A 25,768-nucleotide genomic window follows, 5' to 3' on the forward strand; every position below is an offset into this window, starting at 1 on the left:
TTACAAGCTAAAGTGGAAGTCTTTTCAGTCTTGTAAAAGGGGGGCTGTTTACATATATATTTATTTAGGACATTATAAGAATGTGAGAGAAGGTTGAACAGGTTAAAGTCAAACAACATTGTGTAGCTGTTCTGTTTGGATTATGTACGCGTTTAACTTATATAAGAGAGGTGTAGATAAATGACGCATGCGTTGATTGTTGGAGGAACAGGGATGTTATCAAACACATCTCTTTGGTTAGTGAGTAAAGGATATCAAGTATCTGTAATTGGACGGGATGCTAAACGAATGGAAAGCTTAATTAGCAAATCAATCGATTCATCACTCATGACACCTGTATTAGTGGACTATAATGACGAAACTCTTTTAACTACGAAACTAAGAGAAACAATAAAATGTAATGGGCCAATTGATTTAGTCATAGCCTGGATACATTCGTATGCTGAAAGCGCATTAGAAGTAATTGCAAATGAAATCTCAAATCAAAGCGACCGATACTGGCAACTATTTCATATACTAGGGAGTAGTAAAAACTTAAGTGAAGTAAAAGGGAAATTTAGTTTGCCTCACTCAACTCGTTATCGCCAGATACAGCTTGGATTCATCCTTGAAAATGATCAATCGAGATGGCTTACAAATGATGAGATTTCACAAGGAGTAATTGATTCTATAAAAAGCGGTAAATCTATTAATATCATAGGAACGGTTGAACCTTGGGGTAAACTCCCTATTTAGCATTTTTGACATGGTATTCTGTTTTTAAAGACAACTATCTAAAGAGCTTATAAGTTCAAGGATAAATATGAATCAAAACATCATGTAATTCATATTTAAAGGAGTATATTTGTGATTAACCGGAAGTTAAAAGATGTAGATACATTAGAAAATCAAGGGAAATGGAATGAAGCTAAATCAATATTAATAAAATTGTGTAAAGATAACCCTTTAGAACCGAAATACTTTATTAGACTAGGTTTTTTATGCTGGTATCTATTAGTTGAAGGTCATACGCTAGATGGAGAAAGGGTCAATTCAAAAGAATTGGTTATTACTTTAGAGGAAGTTACTAGTTTCGGATTAGAAAATTTTAATGATAATGAAAATTTTCTTTGGTGTTTTGGTTATATGATTTTTCAGTTTCCTTATTATTTTGGTGACTATGATTCTTGGGAGAAGAAAGGATGTAAAATGTTGGAACGAGCTTACAGATTATGCCCTAATGATCCAATTTTTAAATATTCTTATTTAGGCTCTTTTCCTAATACTTATAAGAAGTTTACCGTTGAACTTTTAAACGTACAAGCTGTATTAGATCATAGATTTCAAGGAACAGGATTGTTATCACAGTATTTTAAAGATATATGGAGTTAATACAATACATATTGCTTATAAATGTTGATACCTAAAACGAATTCAATGTAATTAACATTTAGATAATCAAGTAGTTAGATTTAGAAGCGATAAAGAAAGGAATAGCATGGCATTAGCTATTGCCATGCTATGAAATTATAAAAATTGATAGTAAATCTTTTCTTTTTAATTTTATTCTTAATAAGTATAGGAAATATTTTTTATAGTATTAAATTGACAGAGAGGAAATTAAACAAACGGGGTTCGAGCTATGTAAGCGGTGCTGATTTTTGGATTAACTTTATTTGCGGAATAATTGAGCTATTACCCTTTAAATTCAGAAAATATTTTTTTATTACTCAATCAGTCCTGATATTAATCTTATTAATATTTCTATATTATACCTATCTTTCACGTTGAACGACTTTGGTATCCAATTGGCTGCTTAAGTATTGTATATCACACTTACATATTTATTCTGGTCTAAAATAATGAAATTAAATAAAGGTAGGTAAAAATAAAATGAATAGTATTCTAAAAGTCGATAAAGAAGTAGAAATAGCATATATAAATATTTTATCTTCAAGTTTAACTGGTAGAATTATTAAAACTGAAGAACTTGAAGAAAACACAGATTTTCAATTCGATTTAGATGAACAAGACAGGGTAAGAGGGATTGAAATATTTGGAGACACATTTGAAATTTTAAAAGATATGTTGGAAATTAAAAAATTTGAATTAAAAGGTGAGAAATGTTATTGGGGTAAAGAAAAATCAAGCGTAACGCATAATATCTTTTATAACGGAATTGAATTACATTTCGGAAATAATGATTACACTAATTTTATTGGTTTAACCATCATTGATATGGAAAAATATCCATTTACTTATCTAAATGAGGAAAATAATAATTATGCTTAATTTGGAATAAGAGGATTAGGTGTTGCAGTTTTTTGATATACAGTATCTATATTAGTTCTCAGGAGAAATCTATTCTATGGAAAACTATTATGTATGTTGGTATTTTCTTTTTACTAGGCACACATTTATAGTATATTGCCTTGGTAAGTAGTTAAAAGTCTATTTTTAATAATAGGTGTTTGTCTTTTTGTAAGTTGTATTTTACATATCTAAGTTTTATAGTAGTATTCATTGAAAAAGCCGGACTTTTATTGGAAGGCTAATATATCCTTCTATAGTAGTTTGGCTTTCTCAATTTTAAAAGATATTTATCATACATTTCTAAACGTTTGGAGATAGCGGGAAGAGAGTAACCTCAATTATTGAAAGTAGATTTGTACTAATATTACAAATCTCTTTTCATTATCCAAGATCCCCCGGCATCTTCATAAACTTTGATAAATCCGCTCTTTTCATAAAGTCTTAAAGCATTTTGATTTAGAGGATCGACGCTTAACGATATAGCCGGATAACCAATAGAATGGGCAAACTGAATCATATTAAATAACAAATTTTTGCCGATTCCTTTCCCTCTATATTGATTCTTTATTGCCATTCCAAGCTCAGGTGTATTCTCATCCACAAAGCCATAGCCAGCATTATCTTGGTCTAATAACCTTATCCATACTGCTCCTACAGCATTATTTTCTTTATCTATAGCAACTAGTGCATGGTCATTTTCTTTGCCCCAATTTATCAAGTATTTTTCTATATTGGGTTCTTTCAATATATCTAGACTAGGTGCAGGTTGACCTTCAGAAACAAATATAGACTGGTGCAGCATTTCCCATAAGAATGGAATATCTTTTTCCGTAGATGGTTTAATTGAATAATTCATGCTAGTCACTCCTTAAAAATCTAAAAACTAAGTTAAATATTTTTAATTCTTTGTTTAAAAACCTAGATTCGTCAAAAACTATTTTGTAGAGTTTATTTCATATAGATAGAAAACATAATCAGTAGGTACACCTGATAAACCTTGTTGGCGTATCATAGCAGAAAGATTTCCGCGGTGATATGTTCCATGGTTGACTACATGTTGAACCAATTCGGAAAGATGAGTATTTAATTGTCCGAATTGAGGATGTTCAGGGGAAATTTCTTTATCCAAATCACTTTCACTATTAAGAAATCCTTGATATTCCTTTGCTAATTGATAAAACAACTTTTCCATTTCCTGTAGACCTTTATTCTTTGTATGCTCTTGTACTTGAGCGATTGAAGCTTGAATCTCACCCATAGTTTGTTGACGCATTACACCTAGCCAAATGGTATCGACCATATAAATATGATTAAAAGCCGCTGCAAGCGAAGGAAAAATACTTTGAACTTCCTGATTAAAAATTTCCTCAGGCAATTCCTTTAACCTTTCGAATAATTTGTTATTAGCCCAAACGTGATAATCATACAACTGTAATGCATGATGTTTTTTCATTTATATTCCTCCTACAATTTTTCAGTAAGGTAAAAACCTTATCTTTTCATATCGGATGTGGAAGTGGATAGGGATATCCTATATATTCTACTAATTTATTGAAATTCCTTCATATTCAGAAATTAACAGTATAATACATCTCTATTCGCCAATTGCATAATACAAAGTATCGAAAGTAATATGTATTTGACCTTAATTCATTTAATTCTTAATCAATCTACTAATAAAATAGATTTAATTTGAAATAAATAGAAGTATTAAATTATGATGGACTCAAGTATTACTGAACGGGTGGGAAAAGATGAGATATTATTTCCAGAGCTATAAGCATGTGCTGAAAAAAGACATTATGTTAGTTTTAATTGCTTTGGTTTTGTTATTCTTTACATTTGGCTTTTGGTTGGTACTCCCAGTCTATTACGTTAGTCTTACCATTTCAAATATAACCAATAGTATTATTATTAATTATTTATGTATATTATTTTCAGTAGGCTTTTTATTTTCTTTATATTTTTTACCGATAAATTTAAAGGTTGCGAGAAATATAGCAGTTACAATGAAGCATAGTTTTCTTAGCTGTTTTCTAGTGATAGAAGTAATATGGATAGTATTTGCTGCTATTCTTTTTGGAATAGCTATAATAATTTTTTTCATTTAAATTATATATAACTAAGAAAAGTTTAATGAAACCATCTCTACTATGATAGTATTGGATTTATTAAAAGGGGGTATTTAAATGACACCAGAACAAATTGTTAGAGTATTTTTTAAAGAAGTACGATCAGGTAATAATCCTGATTACTCAAATCAACTAATGGCAGAAAAAGTATTGGCACATCAAATTATATCTGAAGAAGAACAAACAGTAGTGAGAACACCTAAAGATTATGCTGAACATGTAAGAGAAATGATTGAAGCATATGGTGATTTTTCCTTAGTGATTCAAGAATTTTTAGTAGATGGAAATAAGGTATATGTACGATGGAAACAAAAAGGTACGCACGTAGGAGAAATCGATGGATATCAACCTACAGGCCTCCCAATATTACAAATGGCAAGTGCGGTATATAGAATAGAAAATGAAAAAATTTCAGAGTATTGGATTCAGATTGATAGGTTAGGTACTCATAAACAGTTAGAATCTAATAAACTCTCGTTCATCTAAGGAGTACATAATTAAGGTATTATAAGCAAGTACAAGTTTCTCTTTGTATAATAAAAGTCTCTTGTGTTGCTCACCTGTTAGACATAAAAAAACAAACCCCTTGATATATCAAGGGGTTTGAAGAGTATCTTAATGCCCTTAACAGGATTCGAACCTGCGACCTAAAGTTTAGGAAACTTTTGCTCTATCCTACTGAGCTATAAGGGCGTAGCGATATATTAACAATCACTATTCTACTATAAAAACTGTAAACGAAAAAGTATTTTTTTCGAAAATCGAAAAAAGCATTGGATTATTGCCTATCCAATGCCTTATTAAATTATTTTTTCTTTATTTCGACTCCGTGTTTTGTGATGGCCACTTTTTCATCATCACTTAAATTAGTGAAAACTACAGAAGAGATAATGGAAGGAACCTTCTTTTTGATTGTATCAAAGTCGACATCCATTAAACGATCACCTTTTTTGACTTTTTGTCCGTCTTTAACAAAGGGAGTAAAGCCAAGTCCGTTTAAAGAGACAGTTTCAAGACCTATATGGAGCAGGATTTCTCTTCCTTGATCGTCTAATAAGTTGATAGCGTGCTTTGTTGGAAAGACACTGATGACCTTCCCATTTACAGGTGATACTACTGTAGAATTTGTAGGAACTATGGCAAAACCATCTCCCATCATTTTTTGTGAGAAAACTGGATCTGGCACTTCTTCTATGGGAATAATTCTTCCTTCCAATGGCATTGTCAATGATGGATCTTCAATGGTATCCTTTTTAAAAAACCCTTTAAACATATTTAAACCGCCTTTCATCTTTTTAACGTCTATATTCCCATTTCTGTTAAAAAGTAAAAGTGTTTTGTAGGAGGAAACAATACGTGACAATTAATGAAATTGCCAAACGAGCGAATGTCTCAAGGACAACCGTCTCTCGTGTTATTAATGGGACTGGTTATGTTCGGGATGAGTTAAAGAAGCGGGTGTTACAGGTAATAGAAGAAACAGGCTATATTCCAAGTGAAAATGCTAAATCATTACGTACAAAAAAGACCAATATTATAGGTGTGATTCTACCAAAAATCAGTACAGAAACATCGAGCCGTTTGATGAATGGTATCGATCAAGTATTGGCACCAAAGGGTTATCAAATACTATTGACTATTACGAATCAAGAACCTGCAAAAGAAATTGATTTTTTGCATTTGTTGAAGGGAAGAAATGTTGATGGCATTATTCTTTCGGCAACTCATATCGATGAACCTTTGCGTGAAGAAATAAAAAAATTAAAAATACCCTTTGTTATGGTTGGTCAAGCAATGGAGGGAACAGCGGGCGTTGTTTTAGACGACTTTCAAGCAACATACGATTTGGTGAAACTATTCATTGAGAGAGGTCATAAAGAAATTGGTTTTATTGGAGTTACGGAAGAGGATCGAGCAGTGGGTTACCTCCGCAAATTGGGCTACATGAAAGCTTTGAAAGATAAAGGGCTGGAAATAAAACACCATTGGATGCAAGAAGGGAATTTTGATGCTGCTTCTGGTTTTCAAGCGACCGAAAACATGGCTGAAGAAGGAGAGCTTCCATCGGCTATTATAGCAGTAACGGATCGTTTGGCTATTGGTGCAATGCAATATGCGAAGGGACAGGGGCTATCAATCCCAAGCCAATTGGCAATAGCTGGTATGGGTGCTTCTGAAATCTCTACTTATATAGAGCCACAATTAACAACAGTCGATTTCTCACAAGTTGATGCTGGGGTAGAGGCTGCTAGCATTTTATTGGAGCAACTTAGTGGCCAGAAAACAGACACAGTAACAGTCAAAAATAATTATAGAATTCTTGTAAGAGAAAGTATATAATGTGGGGGTAATTGTACAAGCCCTCTTTTTTTCATTTATAAGGAATCGATTCCATAACTAACAACATAAGATGGAAATGAAAGCGTTGAACTCGTTACAGAGATGACAATATAAGATGTTTAATATTGTAAAAAGAGTGGAATCGTTTTCAATAAGAAAAAAGGGGTGGGTATATGTCTGAAAATCGGCAAATTGCTGAGGAAGTAATAGAAGCAGTTGGGGGAAAGGATAATATTGAATCTGTTGCTCACTGTGCAACTCGGTTGCGCTTAATGGTGGCAGACAAAAGTAAAATTGACCAAGAAAAAGTGGAGTCAATTGCAAAAGTAAAGGGTGCCTTTTTTAATTCTGGCCAGTATCAAATTATTTTTGGGACTGGTACAGTCAATCGTATTTATGATGAAGTGACTCAGTTTGGCTTTACGACACGATCTGCTTCTGAGCAGAAAAAAGAAGCAAGGAAAAAAGGATCTCGACTACAACGTATGATTCGAACATTTGGTGATGTTTTTGTCCCTATTATTCCAGTACTTGTAGCTACAGGATTGTTTATGGGTGTGCGTGGACTTGTCATGCAAGAGCAAATAATGGGGCTCTTTGGCATGAAGCCTGACGATGTTTCGGAGAATTTCATTTTATATACACAGGTTTTAACGGATACTGCATTTATATTTTTACCTGCATTGGTTGCATGGTCTACATTCAAAGTATTTGGCGGTACACCGATCATTGGACTTGTGCTAGGGTTAATGCTTGTCAGCCCTTCATTACCGAATGCCTGGGATGTTGCAGGTGGCGATGTAAAGCCGATACACTTTTTCGGATTTATTCCAGTAGTTGGCTACCAAGCTTCTGTAATTCCTGCATTTATAGCTGGGCTCATCGGTGCAAAGCTTGAAAAGTTTTTGCGTAAGCGCATACCCGAGATTCTAGACCTTATTTTAACGCCGTTCTTAACTTTGCTTGTAATGAGTGTTTTATCACTGCTCATTATCGGCCCAATTTTCCACTCTGTTGAGCAATGGATTTTATCAGCAGCGACTGTTATATTATCTTGGCCATATGGAATTAGTGGAATTTTGCTTGGTGGGCTCAATCAGTTAATCGTTATAACTGGTGTACACCATATATTCAATATGCTTGAAATTCAACTATTATCGAAGTATCATGATAATCCCTACAATGCAATCGTGACCTGCGCCGCTGCTGCTCAAGCTGGCGCAACATTAGCAGTTGCTTTAAAAACCAAATCGGCTAAATTAAAGGCTCTTGCTTTGCCTTCGTCACTATCTGCTTTTTTAGGGATTACGGAACCTGCTATTTTTGGCGTCAACTTGCGTTACGGTAAGCCCTTCCTTATGGGATTAATCGGCGGAGCGGTAGGAGGATTTTTCTCATCCTTACTCGGCTTAAAGGGAACAGGGATGGCTATTACAGTATTGCCTGGAACGCTGCTGTATTTAAATGGTCAGGTATTCCAATATATCTTTGTAAACTTACTGGCCGTTGCGGTAGCCTTCATCTTGACATGGTGGTTCGGCTATTCCGATGATGCCAAAGAAGAAAGTAATGAATAGATTAGTAGTGAGGCAAGGTTTCTTTTGTTCTCACTTTAAAAATATATCGTAGTACGGAGGTTCGTTTTGCCATGTCAGAACAATTTGGCCACCTGATTAATCGAGCTTATGACGAAGTAAAAAAATATAAAGAATTAGTGCTAAGTGATCCTTATCGTTTATCCTATCATTTAATGCCATCTGTCGGATTTTTAAATGATCCTAATGGGTTAATACAATACAAAGGTTTTTACCACGTTTTTTACCAATGGAATCCATTCGGTACTATGCATGGTTCAAAGTTTTGGGGACATTTCTCATCACCAGACCTAGTGCATTGGCAAGAGGAGCCTATAGCTCTTGCGCCTACAGAATGGTATGACAAAGACGGCTGCTATTCAGGAAGCGCTGTTTGTGATAATGGCCAACTTTACCTCATTTATACTGGTAATGTTAAAGGCGAAAATGGTGAAAGGGAAACGTACCAATGCTTAGCAGTTTCGACAGATGGCGTGAATTTTGAAAAAAAAGGTCCCATTCTTCGAGTGCCTGAGGGATATACAGCACATTTCAGAGATCCAAAAGTTTGGAAACACGAAGGACAATGGTATATGATACTAGGTGCTCAAAATCTGGAGGAAAAGGGCTCTGCTGTATTATTTACTTCACCTGATCTTTATCAATGGGAAATGATTGGTGGCATAGCAGGTGCTGGTATAAATGGTTTGGAGGAGTTGGGATATATGTGGGAATGTCCGGATTTATTCCCACTCAATGACCAGCATATTCTATTGATTTCTCCACAGTCTCTAATAAAAAATGGAGAAATGGCTCAAGAGTTGTTCCAATCAGGCTATTTTAATGGTGAGTTTTTGTATGAAACCCATCAATTCAAGCATGGTCCTTTTAAGTTATTGGACTATGGATTTGATTTTTATGCTCCGCAAACTTTTAAGGATATACACGGAAGAACAATCCTTTTTGGTTGGATGGGTATTACCAATGAGATAGAACAGCTCCAGCCAACTATAACCAATAAGTGGCTGCATGCTTTAACAATGCCAAGGGAGCTTCAGTGGAGAAATGGACGCATATTCCAAAGACCACTGGAGGAGTTGCAACTGTTGCGTAACAATGAAGTGTTGTATAAGGATATACAGATGAAACAGCAAGCTATTCAATTCGAGGGGATTCAAGGCACTTCTGCTGAGCTATTTATAGAGTTCTCCCCAAGAGACTGCCACGATTTCCAGATTGACCTACGCCATGAAGCAAGGTTGACCTATGATGATCAAACAAAAGAAGTAACGCTATATAGAAGGAATATTGATAATAGTGGAGAGCAATCTAGAAAGTGTAAAATTGAAGGTCTGTCCAATCTTCATTTCTTTATGGATGAGTCGTCTATAGAAATATTTATTAACGATGGCGGTGAAGTGATGACAGCCCGCTATTTCCCAAAACCTGAGGATCACTCTATTACTTTTGAAGGTGATGCTACATTTAGTATTACTAAATGGGATCTTCTCCAACATAAGAATGAAGAGTCCTCACCTCAACAGGAGTTGATATTTGCATGAATGGTGTTCTATGTTTCGGCGAAGCGCTTATCGATTTTATACCGTTAAATGAAGATAATATAACCTATCACAAAGCTCCAGGAGGTGCCCCTGCCAATGTTTCAGTAGGTATTGCTAAACTTGGCGGGCATGCTACATTCTTAGGTAAGGTAGGGGAGGATGTATTAGGTCGATTTTTGCAAGAGACATTAACAGACTACAAAGTGAATACGAAATCCTTAATGTTTTCAGCAGAAGCTAGGACAGGATTGACTTTCGTGACATTAGAACCTTCCGGTGAGCGACATTTTAGTTTTTATATTCAACCAAGCGCAGATCAGCTGATTACAAAAGATGAAATTAGTGCAGAGCTCTTTGTAAATCATAATATTTTCCACTTTGGATCTATTTCACAAATCAATGAACCATCCAAATCAGCCACAATGCAAGCAATACAGTTAGCTAAAGATAATAATATGACTATTTCTTATGATCCTAATTATCGTGAAAGTCTATGGCTACATGAAAATGATGCAAGAGAAATAATCTTATCTACAATCCCATTGGTGGATGTGTTGAAAGTATCCGATGAGGAGCTAACATTTTTAACTGGCTGCAAGACAATTGAAGAAGGGATAAAACGGTTACCGAATATCCCTTTGGTCTTGATAACAATGGGGAGCAATGGTTGTATGTATTCTTTTAAAGAACAATTAGGCCATATATCTGCGATAAAAGCGAAGGTGATTGATACGACTGGTGCTGGAGATGCATTTGTATCGGGCATACTCTATTCCTTATATACCTCACAACAGCCGCTACAGCAATTAGCTGTAGAAGAATTGGAAGCAATGATTCGTTTTGCAAGTATATCTGGTGGCTTGGCTACAATGAAAAAAGGGGCGATGTCTGGATTGCCCACATTAGAAGAGATTCAATCCTATCAATTAGATGTTGATTAGTACTACCCCCATTAGAGTATTCAACAACCAAATATGTGTGAATTGCGAATGAAAGGAATGCCCACTGGCCAATCTAACCAGTGGGCAGTTTTTTTATTGAAGTGTTTTGGCTTCTTTTAACTCAGCGATATCAACCTCTGAACGCTCTTCTAATGAACGTCTTAAATGGACTGTTGCTGTTTTTTCATTTACTAATTTGTCTATCCAGACAGAAACACCGTTATATGTTACTTCAAATTCCTGCGGAGAGGCGACTATTTCTTGTGCTCGTTGATAATCCAAAGTAATATCCCCCTAGTCTATAATGTAGGTTTTGTTGCATTTTTTGTTTTGTGTTTATAGGCTTTCTCAAGCTCCAATAATTCTTCTGCCGTTTCTTCTTTGACTTGTCTAGGTGCAATAAGTTGATTTTTAGGCGTTTGAGCCATACGTCCTGAATTGTGGCTTCTTCCTTGCTTATTGTCTCTTCCCATTTTGGCATTCTCCTTCCTTTTATAAAAGCATTCTTAATATGGCATGTTGTTTTTGCTTTTATCCATAAAGGCTACGGGGAATAGAAAAACCGCAGCAAATAAATGCCGCGGCGATAAGATTAACGATTTAAATTTAGTTGGAAAATGCCAAATCCTCTTACATCAGTTTTACCTGTATAAGTGAATAAGCTTCCTTCTTTAATATAATCCACAGCTTGCGGAGAAGTTGTGAATGTTACATTTACTTTTTGAGCAATTGGCGCGATGGACCAGTTATTGTCTGCTGTAGGTGTAATTTCTTTAACTTCAGAAATATAGTCCATGAGAATTTGACGGTTTTCATCTGCTGAGTCTACTACTAATTCACTCTCTGAAATGCCAGGGAAATGACCGCCGCCGCTTGCACGATAGTTGTTTGTTACCACAATGAATTCTTGATTTGGATCAATTGGTTTTCCATCATACGTTAAGTTGACGATACGGCTTGAAGTAGGATTTTCCAACTGTCCAGTAGTTGAGTACTTCGCAGGCTTTGTAACATCGATTTGATATTGTACGCCATCGATTACATCAAAGTTGTATACAGGGAAGGTTGGATTTAATAATGATTGTTCTGTTGTTTTAGATGTATCAATCGTATTGAATGCACCTGCAACCATTTCTAGCCATTCTTTTACATTAGAGCCTTTCACTTTTAAAGCTTTAAGCGTGTTGTCATATAAATACAAATCGCCGGCACTACGTATTGTTAAGTCGCCTTTTTTGATATCTGTGTATTCGTCTTTACCATTACGGCCTGCTTTAAATGGTGCACCAACAGATAAAATTGGCAAATCTTTTAACTCTGGTTTATTTAAAGCCACATATTTTTCAACAAACCATTTTTGTGCACTTGTTACAACTTGGATAGATGGATCATCTTGGACTAGTGCGAAATAGCTGTATATATCGTCAGTTGTTTTGCCGATTGGTGTGTTGATATATTTAAGTGTTGCTTCATGGTCTTTTAAGATAGCTTTTTTAATCTTTTCATCTGCTTTTTCTTCAAGGACTGATCGTGTTTGCGCTTGTGATTTAGATTTTGTAATCGCCCATTTTCCTTTGATCTTCTTCAAAGTTAAGTCGATAATTCCTAATGCGCCGCCACCAAAGCCAGCTTGTACTGCAGGTACACCGTTAATTGTTCCTTTTTTGTTATCTACACCTTTCGCAGCATTGCCTTGTTCATCCTTAAAGATAGAGTCCAAACTAGCAATATCCTTTGCTGGGAAGACTTTATGCGTATGTGAGAAAGTTATAGCATCGATTCCTTTTACTTTGCTTAATGCATAGATTGTATCTTCTGTATTTGTCACATCTTTGTTAAAGCCGGAGTGAGGCATTGCGATGACTACATCTGCGCCTTTCTTTTTCATGATCGGTACATATTTCTTTGCAGTCTCAACAATTCCCTTTACAATTACTTTGTTATTTAGATTTGCTTTATCCCATTCGCTGATTTGAGGCGGTACAAAGCCGATATAACCAACTTTGATGGTTTGTGTTTTCCCTGATTCGTCTTTTACTTTTTTGTTGACGATTTTGTATGGTGTAAATTGATTTTTATCATTATTCGGATTATTATCGTGATCATCTTTGTATACATTTGCATTTACAAAACCAAATGTGGCATCATTATAAACTTCTTTTAGGAAATTTAGACCGAAGTTGAATTCATGATTTCCAAGTGAAGCCATGTCATATTTCATAATGTTCATTGCTTTTATCATTGGATGGACTTCATTCTTTTTCAATGGATCGATTGTTGCTTTGTATGTTCCAAGCGGTGTTCCTTGAATAAGGTCTCCATTATCTACCAATACAGAGTTCTTCACTTCTTTACGAGCTTTATTGACAAGCGTTGCTGTTTTCGCTAATCCTAATTGAGGAGCTACGCTATTTTTGTAATAGTCAAAGTCTAATAAGTTCGTATGCACATCCGTTGTTTCCATGATCCGTAGTTTTACCTGTGATTGTACCTTTGTTTTTGCCGTTTTAGCTTGCGCTTCTGTTTCCATTATCGGTGTTAAAGAAGATGCAATTAGGCTTAGAGCAAGTGCGCTTGATAAAACTTTAAGGCCTTGGAACTTTTTTGTTGATTTCATACATTTCACCCATCCCTTTTAATTTTTTAAACCCCTTCAAAATATACCATAGAAAATATACTGATAAATTAGCATTTTTCCTCCAAAACAAAAACAGTAAAATATACATAATAAGCGTTTCTGACTAAACAAGTAAATAGTATCGGAGGACTAAAGTGGGATGTTCGTTTTAAAGAAAAAATAGTTAAAAAAGGTTTAATCAATAGAATATCTTCATTTGAGTTAGGAAGAATTCATAGGAATTATTTTATTTATTAGACAAGCTCCTTCTTATTCTTAATCTTGTGGTAAGTAAAAATAAAACTCATATGACCATTCTATTGGTATTTTTATTCTTTGCTAGAAATTTGTATAATTAGTAGGTATAATGTATCTGAAAGAAGAACTGTTTTTAAAAAAGTATTTTGTAATCTTCCTAACGGACAACTTTTTTCCTATAAAAATTGCTTTAAGAGGAGGGATTTCTATAACAAACTTTGATTATGGAGGCTTCTTGAAAAAATTTCGGTGGCCGATTGGATTGCCTATTTTTTTGCTTGTAATCTCGTTTTTATTTAATAAGCAACTCTACGGTGTATTTGGTGCAGAAAATTATTTATCCATTCATTTAATGGTTGAGATATTTATTATTGTTTTTTCCTTTTCGATTGCTATTCAAGCATGGCTGATCGTACCATATGTTTTATCGAATAAAAGATTATATATTGGAGCCCTTTTTTTATCTTTAGGTTTAACGGAGTTGTTCCATACTTTAACTTATCAAGGGATGCCGTTTTTTCTAGAGAGAAGCTCTAATTACTCAGCTACATGGTTTTATATCATTGGACGCCTGTCATTAGCTGTTGGTTTGTTAAGTATATACCTGTTAAAGCCGAAAAATTCTGTGCTCAAAAATCGCTATATAGTATATGGTTTATCATTAGCCTATACCGTTTGTTGGTTGGGAATTATATACTCTCCCAAAGCATTGTTGCCAAATCTATTTATTGATGGAGTAGGGACTTCTCAGATAAAAAATGGGCTACAATATGCTGCTGCTTTTATACAACTTTTCTTTGTGGCTTATATTTTTAAAAGCAAAAATAATGTACAGAAAAAAGAAGTTGAAATGCTGGTACTTGGTTCTTTTTATTTAATATTAGGAGACCTAGTGTTCACCACCTATATCAATGTCTATGATTTCAGAGCTATGATTGGCCATTTATTTCAACTAACAAGCTATTACTTTTTTATGAAAGCACTTCATCATACTTCAGTTGAAGAACCATTTGAGTTGTTAATGGAAACTCAGGAGGAGCTGGAAAGTTCTCAGGATTCTTTAAGATACACGATGGATCATGATGAGCTCACGGGTTTGCCTAAACTGCACTATATAGAAACTAAACTAGCAGAAATGTTAAATATTCATAAAAAAGCTGCTGTTTTAATGATGGAAGTAGATCGTATAAAGGTTATAAATGAATCGTTTGGTAGTAGGTTTGCTGATCAAATTATTCAAGGAGTTTCTAAAAGATTGAATTGTGTAGAATCGCAGAAGAGGGTACTAGGCAAAGGAAATAACGGTGAATTTATTCTTATTGTTCCAACTGTGTCAAATAGAGAAGAAGTCACCGCCATTTGTGAAAAAATTACACAATTAATGGAAGTTCATTTTCCCGTCCAGCATCATCAAGTGAAAGTAGATTTAAATATCGGAATTGCTATTTATCCAGAGCATGGCAGAAATGCAAGCGATCTATTTAGACATGCTCAAGTTGCTATGCATCAAGCAAAACATCAAATAAACCGAGTACTTTTTTACGAAAAAAATATGGAAAAATGTTCAGAACAAAAAATGTTGCTAGAGCATGATTTACACAAAGCACTTGAAAATCAAGAACTCTTCCTTGATTATCAGCCACAGATTGATGTAAGAACAGGAGAAATAGTATCTGTTGAGGCATTACTCAGATGGAAGCATCCAACAAAGGGGATTATTTCTCCTGCTGATTTTATTCCGATAGCAGAAGAATCAGGGCTAATTGTGCCAATAGGTGAATGGGTGCTTCAACAAGCATGTAGCCAAGTGAAAAAATGCCAGGAGGATTGCCAGCTAACGATTGGTGTATCGGTAAATTTATCGATCCGCCAATTCTTCCAGCATAATTTAGCTCATACAGTCAAAAGGGTTCTGGCAGAGACACAGCTTCATCCTGCTTGTCTAGAACTTGAAATTACTGAAAGTATGACGATGGATAGAAAACATGCAGTCGAAACGTTATGCGAGTTAAAAGAATTAGGAATTAAAATTGCGATTGATGATTTTGGAACAGGATACTCATCTATCGCCTATCTGAAAGATTTGCCAATTGATACATTGAAAATAGATCGTTCATTTGTTATGCAAATACCAACAGGGGATACTGTTCTTATTTCGATGATTATTTCTCTGGCAAAACATCTACATTTAACAATTATTGCAGAAGGAGTGGAAGAAGAGCTCCAGTGGGAATTTCTTTCAAGAGAAGGATGCAATCTTATTCAAGGTTACTTATGTGGAAGGCCGATGCCGCTCCATCAAATTATAGAAACAATTCATTTTCAACAAGCTGCCCAAATTTAAGTAAGCAGCTTGTTTATTTTTTTGAAAAGAAGGTATTATGTTTGAGGGAAAAATATGATTTGAGAACTCGGTTTGTAAAACCATCCGACTATCAGGTAAATTCCATATTAGAGATAAAATATCAATTTTTGCAACGATTCTTTTTTAATGGGGTATTTATGCTACGATTAATAAAACAACTTGGAGGTTATAGTATGAAAAATTTAGTCAAAAAATTTGTAAAAGGTACAATCGCGACTAGTGTACTTGCATCTGGTTTATTAATTGGTACAGCGTCTTTCGAAACGAGTGAATTAGCAGGTACTCAGACTGTTCAAGCAGCTAGCAAAAAAGTTTCGAAAAAAGGGGTTTTTACACTTTCAAAGGGATTTACACTAAAAGAAGCCCAAAATGAATTAAGACCTGAAGCTGCAAGATTAATCCGTATTTACGGCGAATCAAACAGAACAGGAAAAACAACAACATTTAATAAATATGCAAAGAATCATATAGCACCTAAAACTGATACAAACTATTTACTAGGCTATAAATATTCAACGGATAGATACAAAGAAAGAATAAAGCTCAATCGTAAATCTAATAGCAAAAAAATCATTCATCTTTACGGCAAAAATTTAAAGCTGGCAACAACCTCAAAAGTAAAAAACTATGACTCAAGAAAAGGGACAGGTTGGGCAAATATTCGATATCAATTCCAGCCTAAAGATTTTAACGCAATGGGTAACGTATCGGTAACTCTTAAGTTTACCAAAGTGAAGAGCGGTAAATATGTACTTGAAGATATTCATTTCTATTAAGCCTTATAAATGATTATGGCTTGGGCATGCTAATCCAGAGCAATAAACATTGTTCACTTCATAAATATGAGGAGGATAGCCCATGCCAAATGTACAAGTGAATTGTTCTGTTTCCGATTGTTTTTTCCATAAGGTTGGTAATGTTTGTTGTGCATCAGCGATTAATGTCGATATGGATTACCACTCCAGAGATAAGGATACAGAGTTTGCAACAGAGTTTGATTTTGACAAGATTTCCGAAAAAGCTAACACTTCTAAGGATACTTGCTGTAAAACTTTTAAACCAAAAGAAAAGTAAAAGATAACTCATGAACAATTGGCAGCTATGCGATTCATAGCATTAGGGATTCCACTATAACGTGGGTCCCTTTTTTTAGTCATTTGATTTCCATAATATAATCTCGTATACTTTTTTCTGTATAACTAAAGAGTAAAGGAGACGCGTCATGACATTTGAAGAAATACTACCGCGTATGAAAGCAGGAGAAAAAGTCATAAGAAAAGGATTTAATGGAGCTGAATTATACATAAAATTAGTAGGGGAAAGCACGCATGATGGTGAAAAGCTAAATCCGTATTTTTTAATTAATGTATCTGGTGAAGGCTACACTATGTTCACGCCGACAGTTTGTGATTTATTAGCCGAAGACTGGGAAATTGTCGAATAAGACACTTCTCACTAGATGAGTGGAAATGTATTATATATGAATATAATTGAGAGTCCATGGATTGCCATGGGCTTTTGTAATGAGGTGCAAAAATGAAATTTGATTTTAAAGGCAAAACTGTTTTTGTTACGGGAGCAGCGTCTGGAATTGGGCACGCACAAGCAAGGGCGTTTCTTGAAAGTGGAGCGATGGTATTTGCGATGGATTTAGACGAAGAGGGATTGAATTCTATAGCGAATGAATATAAGCAAAATTTTGCTTATTCAGTAGGTAGCGTAGCGGATAATAGTCAGGTAGTGAAAGCTGTCCAAAAGGCCATTTCGCTTTTTTCTAAAATTGATATCTTGCTAAATACAGCTGGCATTTTAGATGGCTATGCAAAGACATTAGATACAGATGAGGCTTTGTGGGATGCTATTTTAAATACAAACCTTAAAGGAACATATTTAGTAACGAATGCAATTCTACCACAAATGATTGAGATAAAATCAGGGGTCATTATCAATATGGCTTCCATTGCAGGCCTTGTAGCAGGGGGAGGCGGAGCAGCATATACAGCTTCTAAACATGCAATTGTCGGTTACACTAAACAGCTAGATTTAGATTATAGTAAAATGGGTATTCGTGCTAATGCGATTGCTCCAGGTGCTATTCAAACACCTATGAACAAAGCGGATTTCCAAGGCGATGGAGAGATGGCAAAATGGGTGGCAAGAGAGACACCTGCAGGTAGATGGGCCCAACCAAGTGAAGTGGCAAACCTTACACTGTTTTTAGCACATGACGCCTCAGACTATATACATGCTGCAGTCGTCCCAATTGATGGAGGTTGGATTGCAAAATAATGTTTTCTATTTAACAACTATTTGATATACTTTTCAAGTAAGCAAATTTGCTTGCACTGCGGCACTTTTGGTTAGGCATAGTCTAATCTCCTTTGGTCGCAGTTATGACTAAAATAGCTTTTGGCTATTTTACAAAGGAGAATGAAAATGAATAAAACGTTTTACAATGTATCTACACGTACCTCTGTTACAGAGATCACCAAAACAGCCCTCGTTGCCGCCCTTTATGTTGCGGTCACCACCGTTTTAGCTGTCGTCAGTTTTGGCGCCATCCAATTTCGTTTAGCTGAAATGTTTAACTATCTAGCACTTTATCATAAACGTTACATAGTAGCCGTCACTCTCGGTGTTATTATTGCTAATTTTATGTCTCCGACATGGCCAATCGATGTGCCAGTTGGTGGGCTTGCTACATTTTTAGTCATTCTTTTATGCCGAGCGGTAACGAAAAAAATCAAGAATGATATTACAAAAATGGCAGTCACTGCTTTAATTTTTGCTTTCTCTATGTTCACGGTTGCTGGGCAATTATCTATTCTTTATCATCTTCCTTTTTTCTATACATGGTATACAGTTGCGCTTGGTGAGCTGCTTTCGATGGCAGTAGGTGGCGTAATTATGAATATATTGAAAAAGAAAATTGATTTTACAAAATAAAAGCTTCACTAAAAATGCTCTTCTCAATTTAATGAGAAGAGCATTTTTTTATAGTAAATGTTTTCTTTTTTATGTCCCAACAAGTTATTCTTCTTCACTATCCTTCATTTTCCATCTATGCCCTGGCCAGTATGCATAACGGCCAAGCACAGCAGTGATAGCAGGAACAAGGAGAGGACGAACAACAAATGTGTCTAATAATACGCCGATTGCTGTCACGATCCCAAATTGCAGGAGTACTTGAATAGGCAAGGTAGCCAAGACTGCAAAAGTTCCAGCTAGAATTAAACCTGCAGAAGTAATCACGCTGCTTGTTTCACTGACCCCATTTGCGATGGCTAATCGATTACTTTGTTTATTTTTGTTTTTCCAAATACTTGATATCATAAAAATATTATAATCTTCACCTAATGCAACTAAGAAAACGAATGAGTATAAAGGAATTAAGCCCTGAATTGCTGAAATGCCTAATACATCGTGTACCAGTATCCAACCAGCGCCCAACGCAGATAAATAAGAAAGCAAGACTGTTAGGATCAGGTATACCATCGCCACAATAGATCGCAAGTACATTAACAACAATGCAGCTATAATAACGATTACTGTTGGTACAATTACTTTCATATCTCGTTCGGTTGTCTTCACTGTGTCATATTGCTTAGAAGTTTCGCCACCTATCCAGAGATGATCCTGTGGTTGCACACCTGAGTCTTTTAGTATGGTAGAAACCTTCTTGTTTAATTTTGGTATAGTATCAACAGCTTCCATACTGTAAGGGTCTTCTTTTAAAGTAATATCATAAGAATGATATTCTTTGTTTTTAACCCCTTCTTTTTTCTCTGAAACTTCTTCGATATAGGATAGCTTGCTCAGCTGATCTTTAATCTCAACTTTTTTACCTTCTGTATTGATGATTAATTGTAAAGGTGCTAGCTTTCCTTGTGAAAAATGTTCGGACATTAAATCAAAACCTTCTCTAGAAGGCATATCTTTTGGAAACGATTCTATTAAATCCTGTGTATATTGAATACGCGGAACGAAGGATGCTAATGCGCCTAATAGGACAACACTTAAAATAATGACAGTCCACGGTTTTCTTGTCACCCAATTGCCAATTTTTCTGCTGAACTTTCCGTGGGGAGCGATTCTTCTGACTTTTTTTCCTTTCTTTTCTTCTAGTTTCTTTGACATTTCCTCTGTTCTTGGGATGAAAGGGTAAAATGCTGCACGCCCAAGAATACCTAACAAAGCAGGTAACAGTGTTAATGCCGCCATACCCATAATGAGGATAACTAAACTAAATGGAACTGCGAAGCGATGGAAGGATCCATATTGTGCAAGCAGCAAAGTACTTAGGCTAAGCACGACGGTTAATGCACTTACTAAGATAGCTCCGCCTGAATGTTTAATGGCATGTTCTAAGGCTGTAAATTTATCCTCTTCCTCTAATAAACATTCTCTGTATTTGGACACTAAGAATAAACAATAATCTGTTCCTGCGCCGAATAATAATACGGTCATAATGGATACGGCTTGTGAATCAACTGTAATAAAGCCTTCTTTAGCGAGAAATCCTAAAAGAGGATTCGTCACACCATAAGCAAATCCTACACCTATCAATGGCACTAACGCTAAGAGTGGGGAGCGATATAACAGCACAAGCAATATTAATACTAATAAAACCGTACCAATCAGTAGCGTTACATCTGCTTTACTGAATAAGGCAGTAGCATCTGTAGAAATTCCTACAGGACCAGTAAAACGAACATGTAAGCCTGAGTCACTAATTTTACGATCAAATAAAGATTTAGAGTCTACTTTAGATAAATGTTTTTTTAATGTAGACAAATTACTATCTAATTCCTCGGTTGCTGCTTTTTTATCCATGAATATAGGCGTTACAATTGTTTGGCCATCTTCAGATGCAGATGCTTGTAAACCTTGCGGTGGAAGCTTTCCAAGCGGAGGAAGAAAATTTTGAGCTGATAAAGGATGTTTTTCTAGATGTTGATATAATGATGAAATCTTTTGGTAATCTTGGGTGGTCAACCCGTCTGTCCGATGCCATACAATTAACAATGGTGTACCTGTATTATCAGGGTATTGTTCTTTTGCAATTTTTTCTGCTTTTACTGACATAGCATTGTCAGGCAAATTAGCGGCACCATTATCTGTTTCTTTGTTTACGCTTGGAAAAACGGCTGTAAGTATGGCTACTAAAAGAACCCAAACTGCCAAAGTAATCCATCTTCCTTTTTTACTTGAGACAGCTGTTACAAATTCGATAAAAAACTTTTTCATTAAGAAGAGCCCCTTTCGGAAGGATTTAATTTAATTATATATACTGGTCAGTTAATTATCAAATCTATTTTCTTATTAATATATGATGACCTAATATCCTAGTATGTAAACATACGTTAAGATAAAAAATTCCCGCTATAAAAACTAGCGGGATAAGCCTATATTAATTTTTAAAGAAGCCATTCCAAAAAACATCTAATATTTGAACAGCGGATGTCTCAGTTGACTCGAATATGGAAAGCCCATCTGCTTGCTTATAATTCCCCACCCGAATAAGTGCAAGATAGGCATGCGCTGCAAATTTTGTATTTACATGAGGTATTTCTCCCGAGTCTATCGCTTTTTTAAATTCATTTTCAATCCCTTCGTACATTTTTTCTTCTGCTTTTTTCATTTCACTCATTTGCTCTTCTGATAAGGATTGTTTAGATTCTCTCATAAACCCATCCAAGTCAAGGGTGGTGGTTGCTTTTAAGTGTGCCGTTGTCACATCTAATAAACGATCATACAAGGGCTTATCTGAAGTGAGCAAAAATAGAATTCGTTCTTGAATTCTTTCCATTAGTGCAACCATTGTTTCTTTAAACAATTCAGCTTTGGTTTCAAAATAGTAATATACGGTTGCTTTAGTCGTTTCAGAATTTCGAGCAATGTCATCCATCGAGACCCTTTGATAGCCATTCTCCAAGAATAACCGTGTAGCAACTTGTAGGATTACTTCCCTTGTCGATATATTATTATCTTTTTGTTTCGGCCTTCCAACAGGGCGACCTCGTTTTTTAGAAGCCATAATCCTTCTCCTTATCTATTTCTACATAGTTTTGAAATCCATCACAAGAATGGCGTTCAAATTTATTTTTCGTAATTTATGTCCACTGATATTTTACCATTGAATTAGCAAGAATTCTAAAGAATAAGTGTAATTAACATTAAGATGACTGCGCCAGTTTTAAGCTTCAATTGTTTAACAGGAGAATTCTTTTTTGAATTGTATGACAAATCTATTCATACAATAAGATTGCTAGGAATACGATAGTAGAAGTTAAAGGTGGAGATGGAGGTTGAGATCATCACAAGTTTAATAGATTTTATTCACCTGGATTCTCATTTTTAAAAACACCCATATGTTTAAAACTCTATTCATTCGCTAAATAAGCTAAAACAATACAAAAAAAGGAGAAAAATATGAAGGAATTCCACCAACAAACATCTGCACAAGTAATGGATTTGCTTTCTGTGACAAAGGAAGGCTTGAATGAACTAGATGTTCAGCAGAGATTAGAAGAATATGGACCGAATGAATTAGAAGAAAGCCAGAAGGTTAGTACAGTAGCTGTGTTCTTTGGCCAGTTCAAGGATTTACTTGTCATTATTTTAATGGTTGCTGCGTCCATCTCATTTCTATTAGGTGAGGTGGAAAGTACAATTGTTATCATGATAGTGGTTATACTGAATGCAGTTTTAGGCACCGTCCAGCATGTCAAAGCTGAACAATCACTAGATAATCTGAAAGCCTTAACTTCGCCTGTGGCAAAGGTATTGAGGAATAATGAAATCATCGAAATATTGTCTGAGGAAATAGTAGTCGGCGATTTGTTATATTTAGAAGCAGGCGATTATATTAGTGCAGACGGTAGGTTAATAGAAAGCTTTAATCTTTTAATTAACGAAAGCTCTCTCACTGGTGAATCGTTGGCTGTTGAAAAAACTACCGATCCTATACTCGATGAAGGTGTGACAACAGCAGATAAAAGAAATATGGTATTCACCGGTAGCTTTGTGACGAATGGACGCGGGACGGTTGTTGTCACATCAACAGGAATGAATACAGAGATTGGCAAGATTGCTAATCTCCTTGGAACAGCAAAAGAGAAGAAGACCCCACTTCAAATTAGTCTTGATCATTTTGGCGAGAAGCTTGCATTAGGCATCACACTCATCTGTTTAGCTATCTTTACGATTGACCTTATACGCGGTCGTGCCTTGGTGGAATCTTTTATGTTTGCTGTTTCGCTGGCAGTAGCTGCTATTCCAGAAGCATTAAGTTCTATTGTGACAATCGTTCTTGCCTTTGGTACTCAAAAAATGGCCAAAGAGAATGCGATTATACGAAAGCTTTTTGCAGTAGAAAGCCTTGGTAGTGTATCTGTCATTTGTTCGGACAAGACCGGTACCTTAACGAAAAATAAAATGATGGTTCAACAAGTTTATATTGATAAAGAAGTACAAGCATTTAATGAACTGAATATGAAAAACAAATTGCATAAACAATTTATTACTCAATCGCTCCTATGCAACGACTCCTTCGTAAGGGAAGAGAAGGAGATTGGGGATCCTACTGAGATTGCACTTGTAAAATTAGGTAAACATTATAAATTGGACGAGCTTATGCTTCGTAAACAACACCCAAGAATGGCCGAAATCCCTTTTGATTCTGACCGAAAATTAATGTCAACCGTAAATGAAGTAAATGGTAAAAGAATGCTTACGACAAAGGGCGCATTAGATGTTCTTTTACAACGGATGAATAAGATAGAGACATCGAATGGCATCGTTGAAATGACAAGTGAGGACAGACAAAGAATTGAAAAAGCCAATCACAACTTTTCAACTAAAGGGCTGCGCGTTTTGGCGATTGCTTATAAAAACGTGAGGCCAAAACAAACAATTGATTTCGAAGATGAACATGATTTAATCTTTCTAGGATTAGTAGCCATGATGGACCCACCAAGAGACGAATCAAAAGCTGCAGTAGAGAGCTGTATTCAGGCAGGCATAAAACCTGTAATGATTACAGGAGATCATAAAATTACTGCAACAGCCATTGCTTCTCAAATTGGCATTTTAAAAGATCCAAGTGAAGCCATTGAAGGGCATGAAATTGAAAAATTAACAGATAAGGAATTACAAGATTATGTGGAGGATTATTCTGTTTATGCCCGTGTGACACCTGAACATAAAATTCGGATCGTTAGAGCATGGCAGGAAAAAGGCAAAGTAGTTGCAATGACCGGGGATGGAGTGAATGATGGTCCCGCTTTAAAGCAAGCAGACATTGGAGTTGCAATGGGCATTACCGGAACAGAAGTGGCGAAAGACGCTTCCTCAATGATTTTAACTGATGACAACTTTTCAACCATTGTCAAAGCAGTCGCGAATGGTAGGAGCCTTTACACCAATATCAAGAATGCTATTCTTTTCTTACTTTCTGGAAATGCCGGTGCTATCTTTGTTGTTTTGTATGCGACCGTCTTTGGGTTATCTGTCCCATTTGCCCCTGTTCATCTTTTATTTATCAACTTGTTGACAGACAGTTTGCCCGCAATAGCCATTGGTCTTGAACCAAATAATAAAAAGCTGATGAAGGATAAGCCGCGAAACATACACGAACCATTGTTAAATAAAAGGTTTACGACACAAGTAGTGCTTGAGGGCTTACTCATCGCTATATCTACTATCATCGCATTTCGGTTAGGTCTTTCAACGGGAAGTACTTTGACTGCCAGTACCATGGCATTTGCGACACTTTGCTTATCTCGTTTGATTCATGGCTTCAACTCACGATCAAAAGAATCTATCTTTGCCATTGGAATCTTTTCAAATAAATATACATGGGTTGCCTTCTTAATTGGGGTGATTAGTTTACACCTTGTTTTATTCCTACCATCCCTAACTACTGTTTTTAAAGTAGCACCATTAAGCGGCTTGCAAATGGGCTATATTTACACGTTATCGAGTCTACCCTTCATAGTGAATCAGTGGTTTAAGGTTTTGTTTGTAAGAAGGAAATAAGTAAATTAACCGATCCTTTGCAGAAAGGGTCGGTTTTATTTGTAAAAATGTAGTAAATGATGTAACAAATATTAAATTTAAATGCCATCGATGGAACTTTTAGAAAGTTTAATATATTATTGTTATATACCTATTTAAAAAGGAGATTTAACAATGCAAAGAAAAGCATATACAGCAAAAAGTGCAACCTCATCAGGGCCATATTCACACGCAATAGACGCGGGAGATTATGTATTTTTCTCGGGTCAGACAGCTAAGAATACACCAACTGCTAAAGATCTAACTGGAGATATTGCTGCACAAACAAAACAATGCTTTGCCAACTTATTAGAAGTCATGGAAGAAGCAGGACTTTCCCATGAAGATGTGGTAAAGGTAAATGTTTATTTAACAGACATGAACAATTTTAATGCCATGAATGAAGTGTATAAAACATATTTCATCGAACCGTATCCTGCAAGAACTTGTGTAGCAGTAGTTGCATTGCCACTAGGCGCAGAAGTAGAAATTGAACTGATCGCTAAAAGATCAAATTAAGAAGAAATGGCCAACAAGCAGCTTAAGCTGTTAGTTGGCTATTTTAATTGGGATAAATCTTAATTAGAGTTTGAAATGCTCTAAATAGAAGTCTTGGTGACCTAAATTGAG

Annotated in this window: 24 protein-coding genes and 1 tRNA gene; 16 read left to right on the forward strand and 9 right to left on the reverse strand. The window is 35.5% G+C overall.

Annotation, left to right across the window (positions count from 1 at the left end; translation table 11 throughout):
- Positions 1 to 180 precede the first annotated feature (180 nt).
- The 3 genes from RST01_RS15140 to RST01_RS15150 all read left to right on the forward strand — a co-directional run bounded on the left by RST01_RS15140 (position 181) and on the right by RST01_RS15150 (position 2,271).
- The gene (locus RST01_RS15140) at positions 181 to 735 is read left to right on the forward strand and encodes a short-chain dehydrogenase (RefSeq protein WP_147198098.1); all 555 of its coding nucleotides are present in this window, start codon (positions 181 to 183) and stop codon (positions 733 to 735) included.
- 111 nt (positions 736 to 846) lie between these two features.
- The gene (locus tag RST01_RS15145; protein ID WP_147198100.1) at positions 847 to 1,371 is read left to right on the forward strand and encodes a hypothetical protein; all 525 of its coding nucleotides are present in this window, start codon (positions 847 to 849) and stop codon (positions 1,369 to 1,371) included.
- Positions 1,372 to 1,872: 501 nt separating this feature from the next.
- On the forward strand, positions 1,873 to 2,271 hold the full coding sequence (locus tag RST01_RS15150) for a DUF2283 domain-containing protein (protein ID WP_147198103.1): 399 nt from the start codon (positions 1,873 to 1,875) through the stop codon (positions 2,269 to 2,271).
- Between the two features lie 385 nt (positions 2,272 to 2,656).
- On the opposite strand, the gene RST01_RS15155 is transcribed toward RST01_RS15150, so the two are convergent.
- Together RST01_RS15155 and RST01_RS15160 are read right to left on the reverse strand one after the other, a co-directional pair.
- On the reverse strand, positions 2,657 to 3,148 hold the full coding sequence (locus tag RST01_RS15155; RefSeq protein ID WP_147198104.1) for a GNAT family N-acetyltransferase: 492 nt from the start codon (positions 3,146 to 3,148) through the stop codon (positions 2,657 to 2,659).
- A gap of 78 nt (positions 3,149 to 3,226) precedes the next feature.
- Positions 3,227 to 3,745 (reverse strand): DinB family protein, encoded by a 519-nt coding sequence (locus tag RST01_RS15160; protein ID WP_147198106.1) that lies wholly within the window; start codon positions 3,743 to 3,745, stop codon positions 3,227 to 3,229.
- Between the two features lie 736 nt (positions 3,746 to 4,481).
- On the opposite strand from RST01_RS15160, the gene RST01_RS15165 reads away from it, so the two are divergent.
- Positions 4,482 to 4,910 carry an ester cyclase gene (locus tag RST01_RS15165; protein ID WP_147198108.1) on the forward strand — a complete coding sequence of 143 codons (429 nt, stop codon included), beginning with the start codon at positions 4,482 to 4,484 and terminating at the stop codon, positions 4,908 to 4,910.
- A gap of 133 nt (positions 4,911 to 5,043) precedes the next feature.
- On the opposite strand, the gene RST01_RS15170 is transcribed toward RST01_RS15165, so the two are convergent.
- Both RST01_RS15170 and RST01_RS15175 read right to left on the reverse strand, forming a co-directional pair.
- Positions 5,044 to 5,117, reverse strand: a tRNA-Arg gene (locus RST01_RS15170).
- Positions 5,118 to 5,229: 112 nt separating this feature from the next.
- Complete coding sequence (locus tag RST01_RS15175; RefSeq protein WP_147198110.1) at positions 5,230 to 5,697, reverse strand: PTS sugar transporter subunit IIA; 468 nt, start codon at positions 5,695 to 5,697, stop codon at positions 5,230 to 5,232.
- 83 nt (positions 5,698 to 5,780) lie between these two features.
- On the opposite strand from RST01_RS15175, the gene RST01_RS15180 reads away from it, so the two are divergent.
- The 4 genes from RST01_RS15180 (at position 5,781) to RST01_RS15195 (ending at position 10,841) form a co-directional block, all read left to right on the forward strand.
- Entirely contained in the window at positions 5,781 to 6,764 is a 984-nt protein-coding gene (locus tag RST01_RS15180) for a LacI family DNA-binding transcriptional regulator (protein WP_147198112.1), read from the forward strand.
- 173 nt (positions 6,765 to 6,937) lie between these two features.
- Positions 6,938 to 8,341, forward strand: coding sequence for a sucrose-specific PTS transporter subunit IIBC (locus tag RST01_RS15185; protein ID WP_147198114.1), 1,404 nt, complete (start codon positions 6,938 to 6,940; stop codon positions 8,339 to 8,341).
- A 71-nt stretch (positions 8,342 to 8,412) separates the two neighbouring features.
- The gene (locus RST01_RS15190; protein ID WP_147198116.1) at positions 8,413 to 9,900 is read left to right on the forward strand and encodes a glycoside hydrolase family 32 protein; all 1,488 of its coding nucleotides are present in this window, start codon (positions 8,413 to 8,415) and stop codon (positions 9,898 to 9,900) included.
- Positions 9,897 to 10,841, forward strand: a complete 945-nt coding sequence (locus tag RST01_RS15195) for a carbohydrate kinase family protein (protein ID WP_147198118.1) — start codon at positions 9,897 to 9,899, stop codon at positions 10,839 to 10,841. Before RST01_RS15190 ends, RST01_RS15195 begins: the two co-directional genes overlap by 4 nt.
- Positions 10,842 to 10,934: 93 nt before the next feature.
- Here RST01_RS15195 and RST01_RS15200 read toward each other — a convergent pair whose 3' ends face one another.
- From RST01_RS15200 to RST01_RS15205, 3 genes are all read right to left on the reverse strand, one after another.
- A complete protein-coding gene (locus RST01_RS15200) occupies positions 10,935 to 11,123 on the reverse strand; it encodes an H-type small acid-soluble spore protein (protein ID WP_147198120.1) in 189 nt (62 codons plus the stop codon).
- 17 nt (positions 11,124 to 11,140) lie between these two features.
- The gene (locus tag RST01_RS16095) at positions 11,141 to 11,314 is read right to left on the reverse strand and encodes a hypothetical protein (RefSeq protein WP_184117469.1); all 174 of its coding nucleotides are present in this window, start codon (positions 11,312 to 11,314) and stop codon (positions 11,141 to 11,143) included.
- Positions 11,315 to 11,433: 119 nt separating this feature from the next.
- Positions 11,434 to 13,458, reverse strand: a complete 2,025-nt coding sequence (locus RST01_RS15205) for a bifunctional 2',3'-cyclic-nucleotide 2'-phosphodiesterase/3'-nucleotidase (protein ID WP_147198122.1) — start codon at positions 13,456 to 13,458, stop codon at positions 11,434 to 11,436.
- A 493-nt stretch (positions 13,459 to 13,951) separates the two neighbouring features.
- On the opposite strand from RST01_RS15205, the gene RST01_RS15210 reads away from it, so the two are divergent.
- From RST01_RS15210 to RST01_RS15235, 6 genes are all read left to right on the forward strand, one after another.
- Entirely contained in the window at positions 13,952 to 16,060 is a 2,109-nt protein-coding gene (locus tag RST01_RS15210) for a bifunctional diguanylate cyclase/phosphodiesterase (RefSeq protein ID WP_184117470.1), read from the forward strand.
- A 194-nt stretch (positions 16,061 to 16,254) separates the two neighbouring features.
- Entirely contained in the window at positions 16,255 to 16,857 is a 603-nt protein-coding gene (locus RST01_RS15215) for a hypothetical protein (RefSeq protein ID WP_147198126.1), read from the forward strand.
- An 82-nt stretch (positions 16,858 to 16,939) separates the two neighbouring features.
- On the forward strand, positions 16,940 to 17,155 hold the full coding sequence (locus RST01_RS15220; RefSeq protein ID WP_147198128.1) for a DUF1540 domain-containing protein: 216 nt from the start codon (positions 16,940 to 16,942) through the stop codon (positions 17,153 to 17,155).
- Positions 17,156 to 17,303: 148 nt separating this feature from the next.
- Positions 17,304 to 17,525 carry a DUF2829 domain-containing protein gene (locus tag RST01_RS15225; protein WP_147198130.1) on the forward strand — a complete coding sequence of 74 codons (222 nt, stop codon included), beginning with the start codon at positions 17,304 to 17,306 and terminating at the stop codon, positions 17,523 to 17,525.
- 92 nt (positions 17,526 to 17,617) lie between these two features.
- Positions 17,618 to 18,370 carry a 3-oxoacyl-ACP reductase gene (locus RST01_RS15230; protein WP_147198132.1) on the forward strand — a complete coding sequence of 251 codons (753 nt, stop codon included), beginning with the start codon at positions 17,618 to 17,620 and terminating at the stop codon, positions 18,368 to 18,370.
- A gap of 147 nt (positions 18,371 to 18,517) precedes the next feature.
- Positions 18,518 to 19,027, forward strand: coding sequence for a QueT transporter family protein (locus RST01_RS15235; RefSeq protein ID WP_147198135.1), 510 nt, complete (start codon positions 18,518 to 18,520; stop codon positions 19,025 to 19,027).
- Between the two features lie 84 nt (positions 19,028 to 19,111).
- Here the strand turns inward: RST01_RS15235 and RST01_RS15240 are convergent, their stop codons facing one another.
- Both RST01_RS15240 and RST01_RS15245 read right to left on the reverse strand, forming a co-directional pair.
- Entirely contained in the window at positions 19,112 to 21,328 is a 2,217-nt protein-coding gene (locus RST01_RS15240; RefSeq protein ID WP_147198137.1) for an MMPL family transporter, read from the reverse strand.
- A 163-nt stretch (positions 21,329 to 21,491) separates the two neighbouring features.
- Positions 21,492 to 22,118, reverse strand: coding sequence for a TetR/AcrR family transcriptional regulator (locus RST01_RS15245; protein WP_147198139.1), 627 nt, complete (start codon positions 22,116 to 22,118; stop codon positions 21,492 to 21,494).
- A 395-nt stretch (positions 22,119 to 22,513) separates the two neighbouring features.
- Here RST01_RS15245 and RST01_RS15250 point away from each other — a divergent pair, with 395 nt between their 5' ends.
- Both RST01_RS15250 and RST01_RS15255 read left to right on the forward strand, forming a co-directional pair.
- A complete protein-coding gene (locus tag RST01_RS15250) occupies positions 22,514 to 25,120 on the forward strand; it encodes a cation-translocating P-type ATPase (RefSeq protein ID WP_147198141.1) in 2,607 nt (868 codons plus the stop codon).
- Positions 25,121 to 25,273: 153 nt separating this feature from the next.
- Positions 25,274 to 25,657 (forward strand): RidA family protein, encoded by a 384-nt coding sequence (locus tag RST01_RS15255; protein ID WP_147198143.1) that lies wholly within the window; start codon positions 25,274 to 25,276, stop codon positions 25,655 to 25,657.
- Positions 25,658 to 25,768: the final 111 nt, after the last annotated feature.

This window comes from Rummeliibacillus stabekisii (assembly GCF_007988965.1).
GTDB classification, from domain to species: domain Bacteria; phylum Bacillota; class Bacilli; order Bacillales_A; family Planococcaceae; genus Rummeliibacillus; species Rummeliibacillus stabekisii.

Coding starts and splice junctions, on each gene's coding strand:
- RST01_RS15155 (WP_147198104.1), bottom strand. CDS start 3,148: ATGAATTATTCAATTAAACCATCTACGGAAAAAGATATTCCATTCTTA.
- RST01_RS15235 (WP_147198135.1), top strand. CDS start 18,518: ATGAATAAAACGTTTTACAATGTATCTACACGTACCTCTGTTACAGAG.
- RST01_RS15240 (WP_147198137.1), bottom strand. CDS start 21,328: ATGAAAAAGTTTTTTATCGAATTTGTAACAGCTGTCTCAAGTAAAAAA.
- RST01_RS15175 (WP_147198110.1), bottom strand. CDS start 5,697: ATGTTTAAAGGGTTTTTTAAAAAGGATACCATTGAAGATCCATCATTG.
- RST01_RS15160 (WP_147198106.1), bottom strand. CDS start 3,745: ATGAAAAAACATCATGCATTACAGTTGTATGATTATCACGTTTGGGCT.
- RST01_RS15190 (WP_147198116.1), top strand. CDS start 8,413: ATGTCAGAACAATTTGGCCACCTGATTAATCGAGCTTATGACGAAGTA.
- RST01_RS15230 (WP_147198132.1), top strand. CDS start 17,618: ATGAAATTTGATTTTAAAGGCAAAACTGTTTTTGTTACGGGAGCAGCG.
- RST01_RS15245 (WP_147198139.1), bottom strand. CDS start 22,118: ATGGCTTCTAAAAAACGAGGTCGCCCTGTTGGAAGGCCGAAACAAAAA.
- RST01_RS15255 (WP_147198143.1), top strand. CDS start 25,274: ATGCAAAGAAAAGCATATACAGCAAAAAGTGCAACCTCATCAGGGCCA.
- RST01_RS15220 (WP_147198128.1), top strand. CDS start 16,940: ATGCCAAATGTACAAGTGAATTGTTCTGTTTCCGATTGTTTTTTCCAT.
- RST01_RS15205 (WP_147198122.1), bottom strand. CDS start 13,458: ATGAAATCAACAAAAAAGTTCCAAGGCCTTAAAGTTTTATCAAGCGCA.
- RST01_RS15185 (WP_147198114.1), top strand. CDS start 6,938: ATGTCTGAAAATCGGCAAATTGCTGAGGAAGTAATAGAAGCAGTTGGG.
- RST01_RS15165 (WP_147198108.1), top strand. CDS start 4,482: ATGACACCAGAACAAATTGTTAGAGTATTTTTTAAAGAAGTACGATCA.
- RST01_RS15195 (WP_147198118.1), top strand. CDS start 9,897: ATGAATGGTGTTCTATGTTTCGGCGAAGCGCTTATCGATTTTATACCG.
- RST01_RS15150 (WP_147198103.1), top strand. CDS start 1,873: ATGAATAGTATTCTAAAAGTCGATAAAGAAGTAGAAATAGCATATATA.
- RST01_RS15250 (WP_147198141.1), top strand. CDS start 22,514: ATGAAGGAATTCCACCAACAAACATCTGCACAAGTAATGGATTTGCTT.
- RST01_RS15215 (WP_147198126.1), top strand. CDS start 16,255: ATGAAAAATTTAGTCAAAAAATTTGTAAAAGGTACAATCGCGACTAGT.
- RST01_RS15140 (WP_147198098.1), top strand. CDS start 181: ATGACGCATGCGTTGATTGTTGGAGGAACAGGGATGTTATCAAACACA.
- RST01_RS16095 (WP_184117469.1), bottom strand. CDS start 11,314: ATGGGAAGAGACAATAAGCAAGGAAGAAGCCACAATTCAGGACGTATG.
- RST01_RS15225 (WP_147198130.1), top strand. CDS start 17,304: ATGACATTTGAAGAAATACTACCGCGTATGAAAGCAGGAGAAAAAGTC.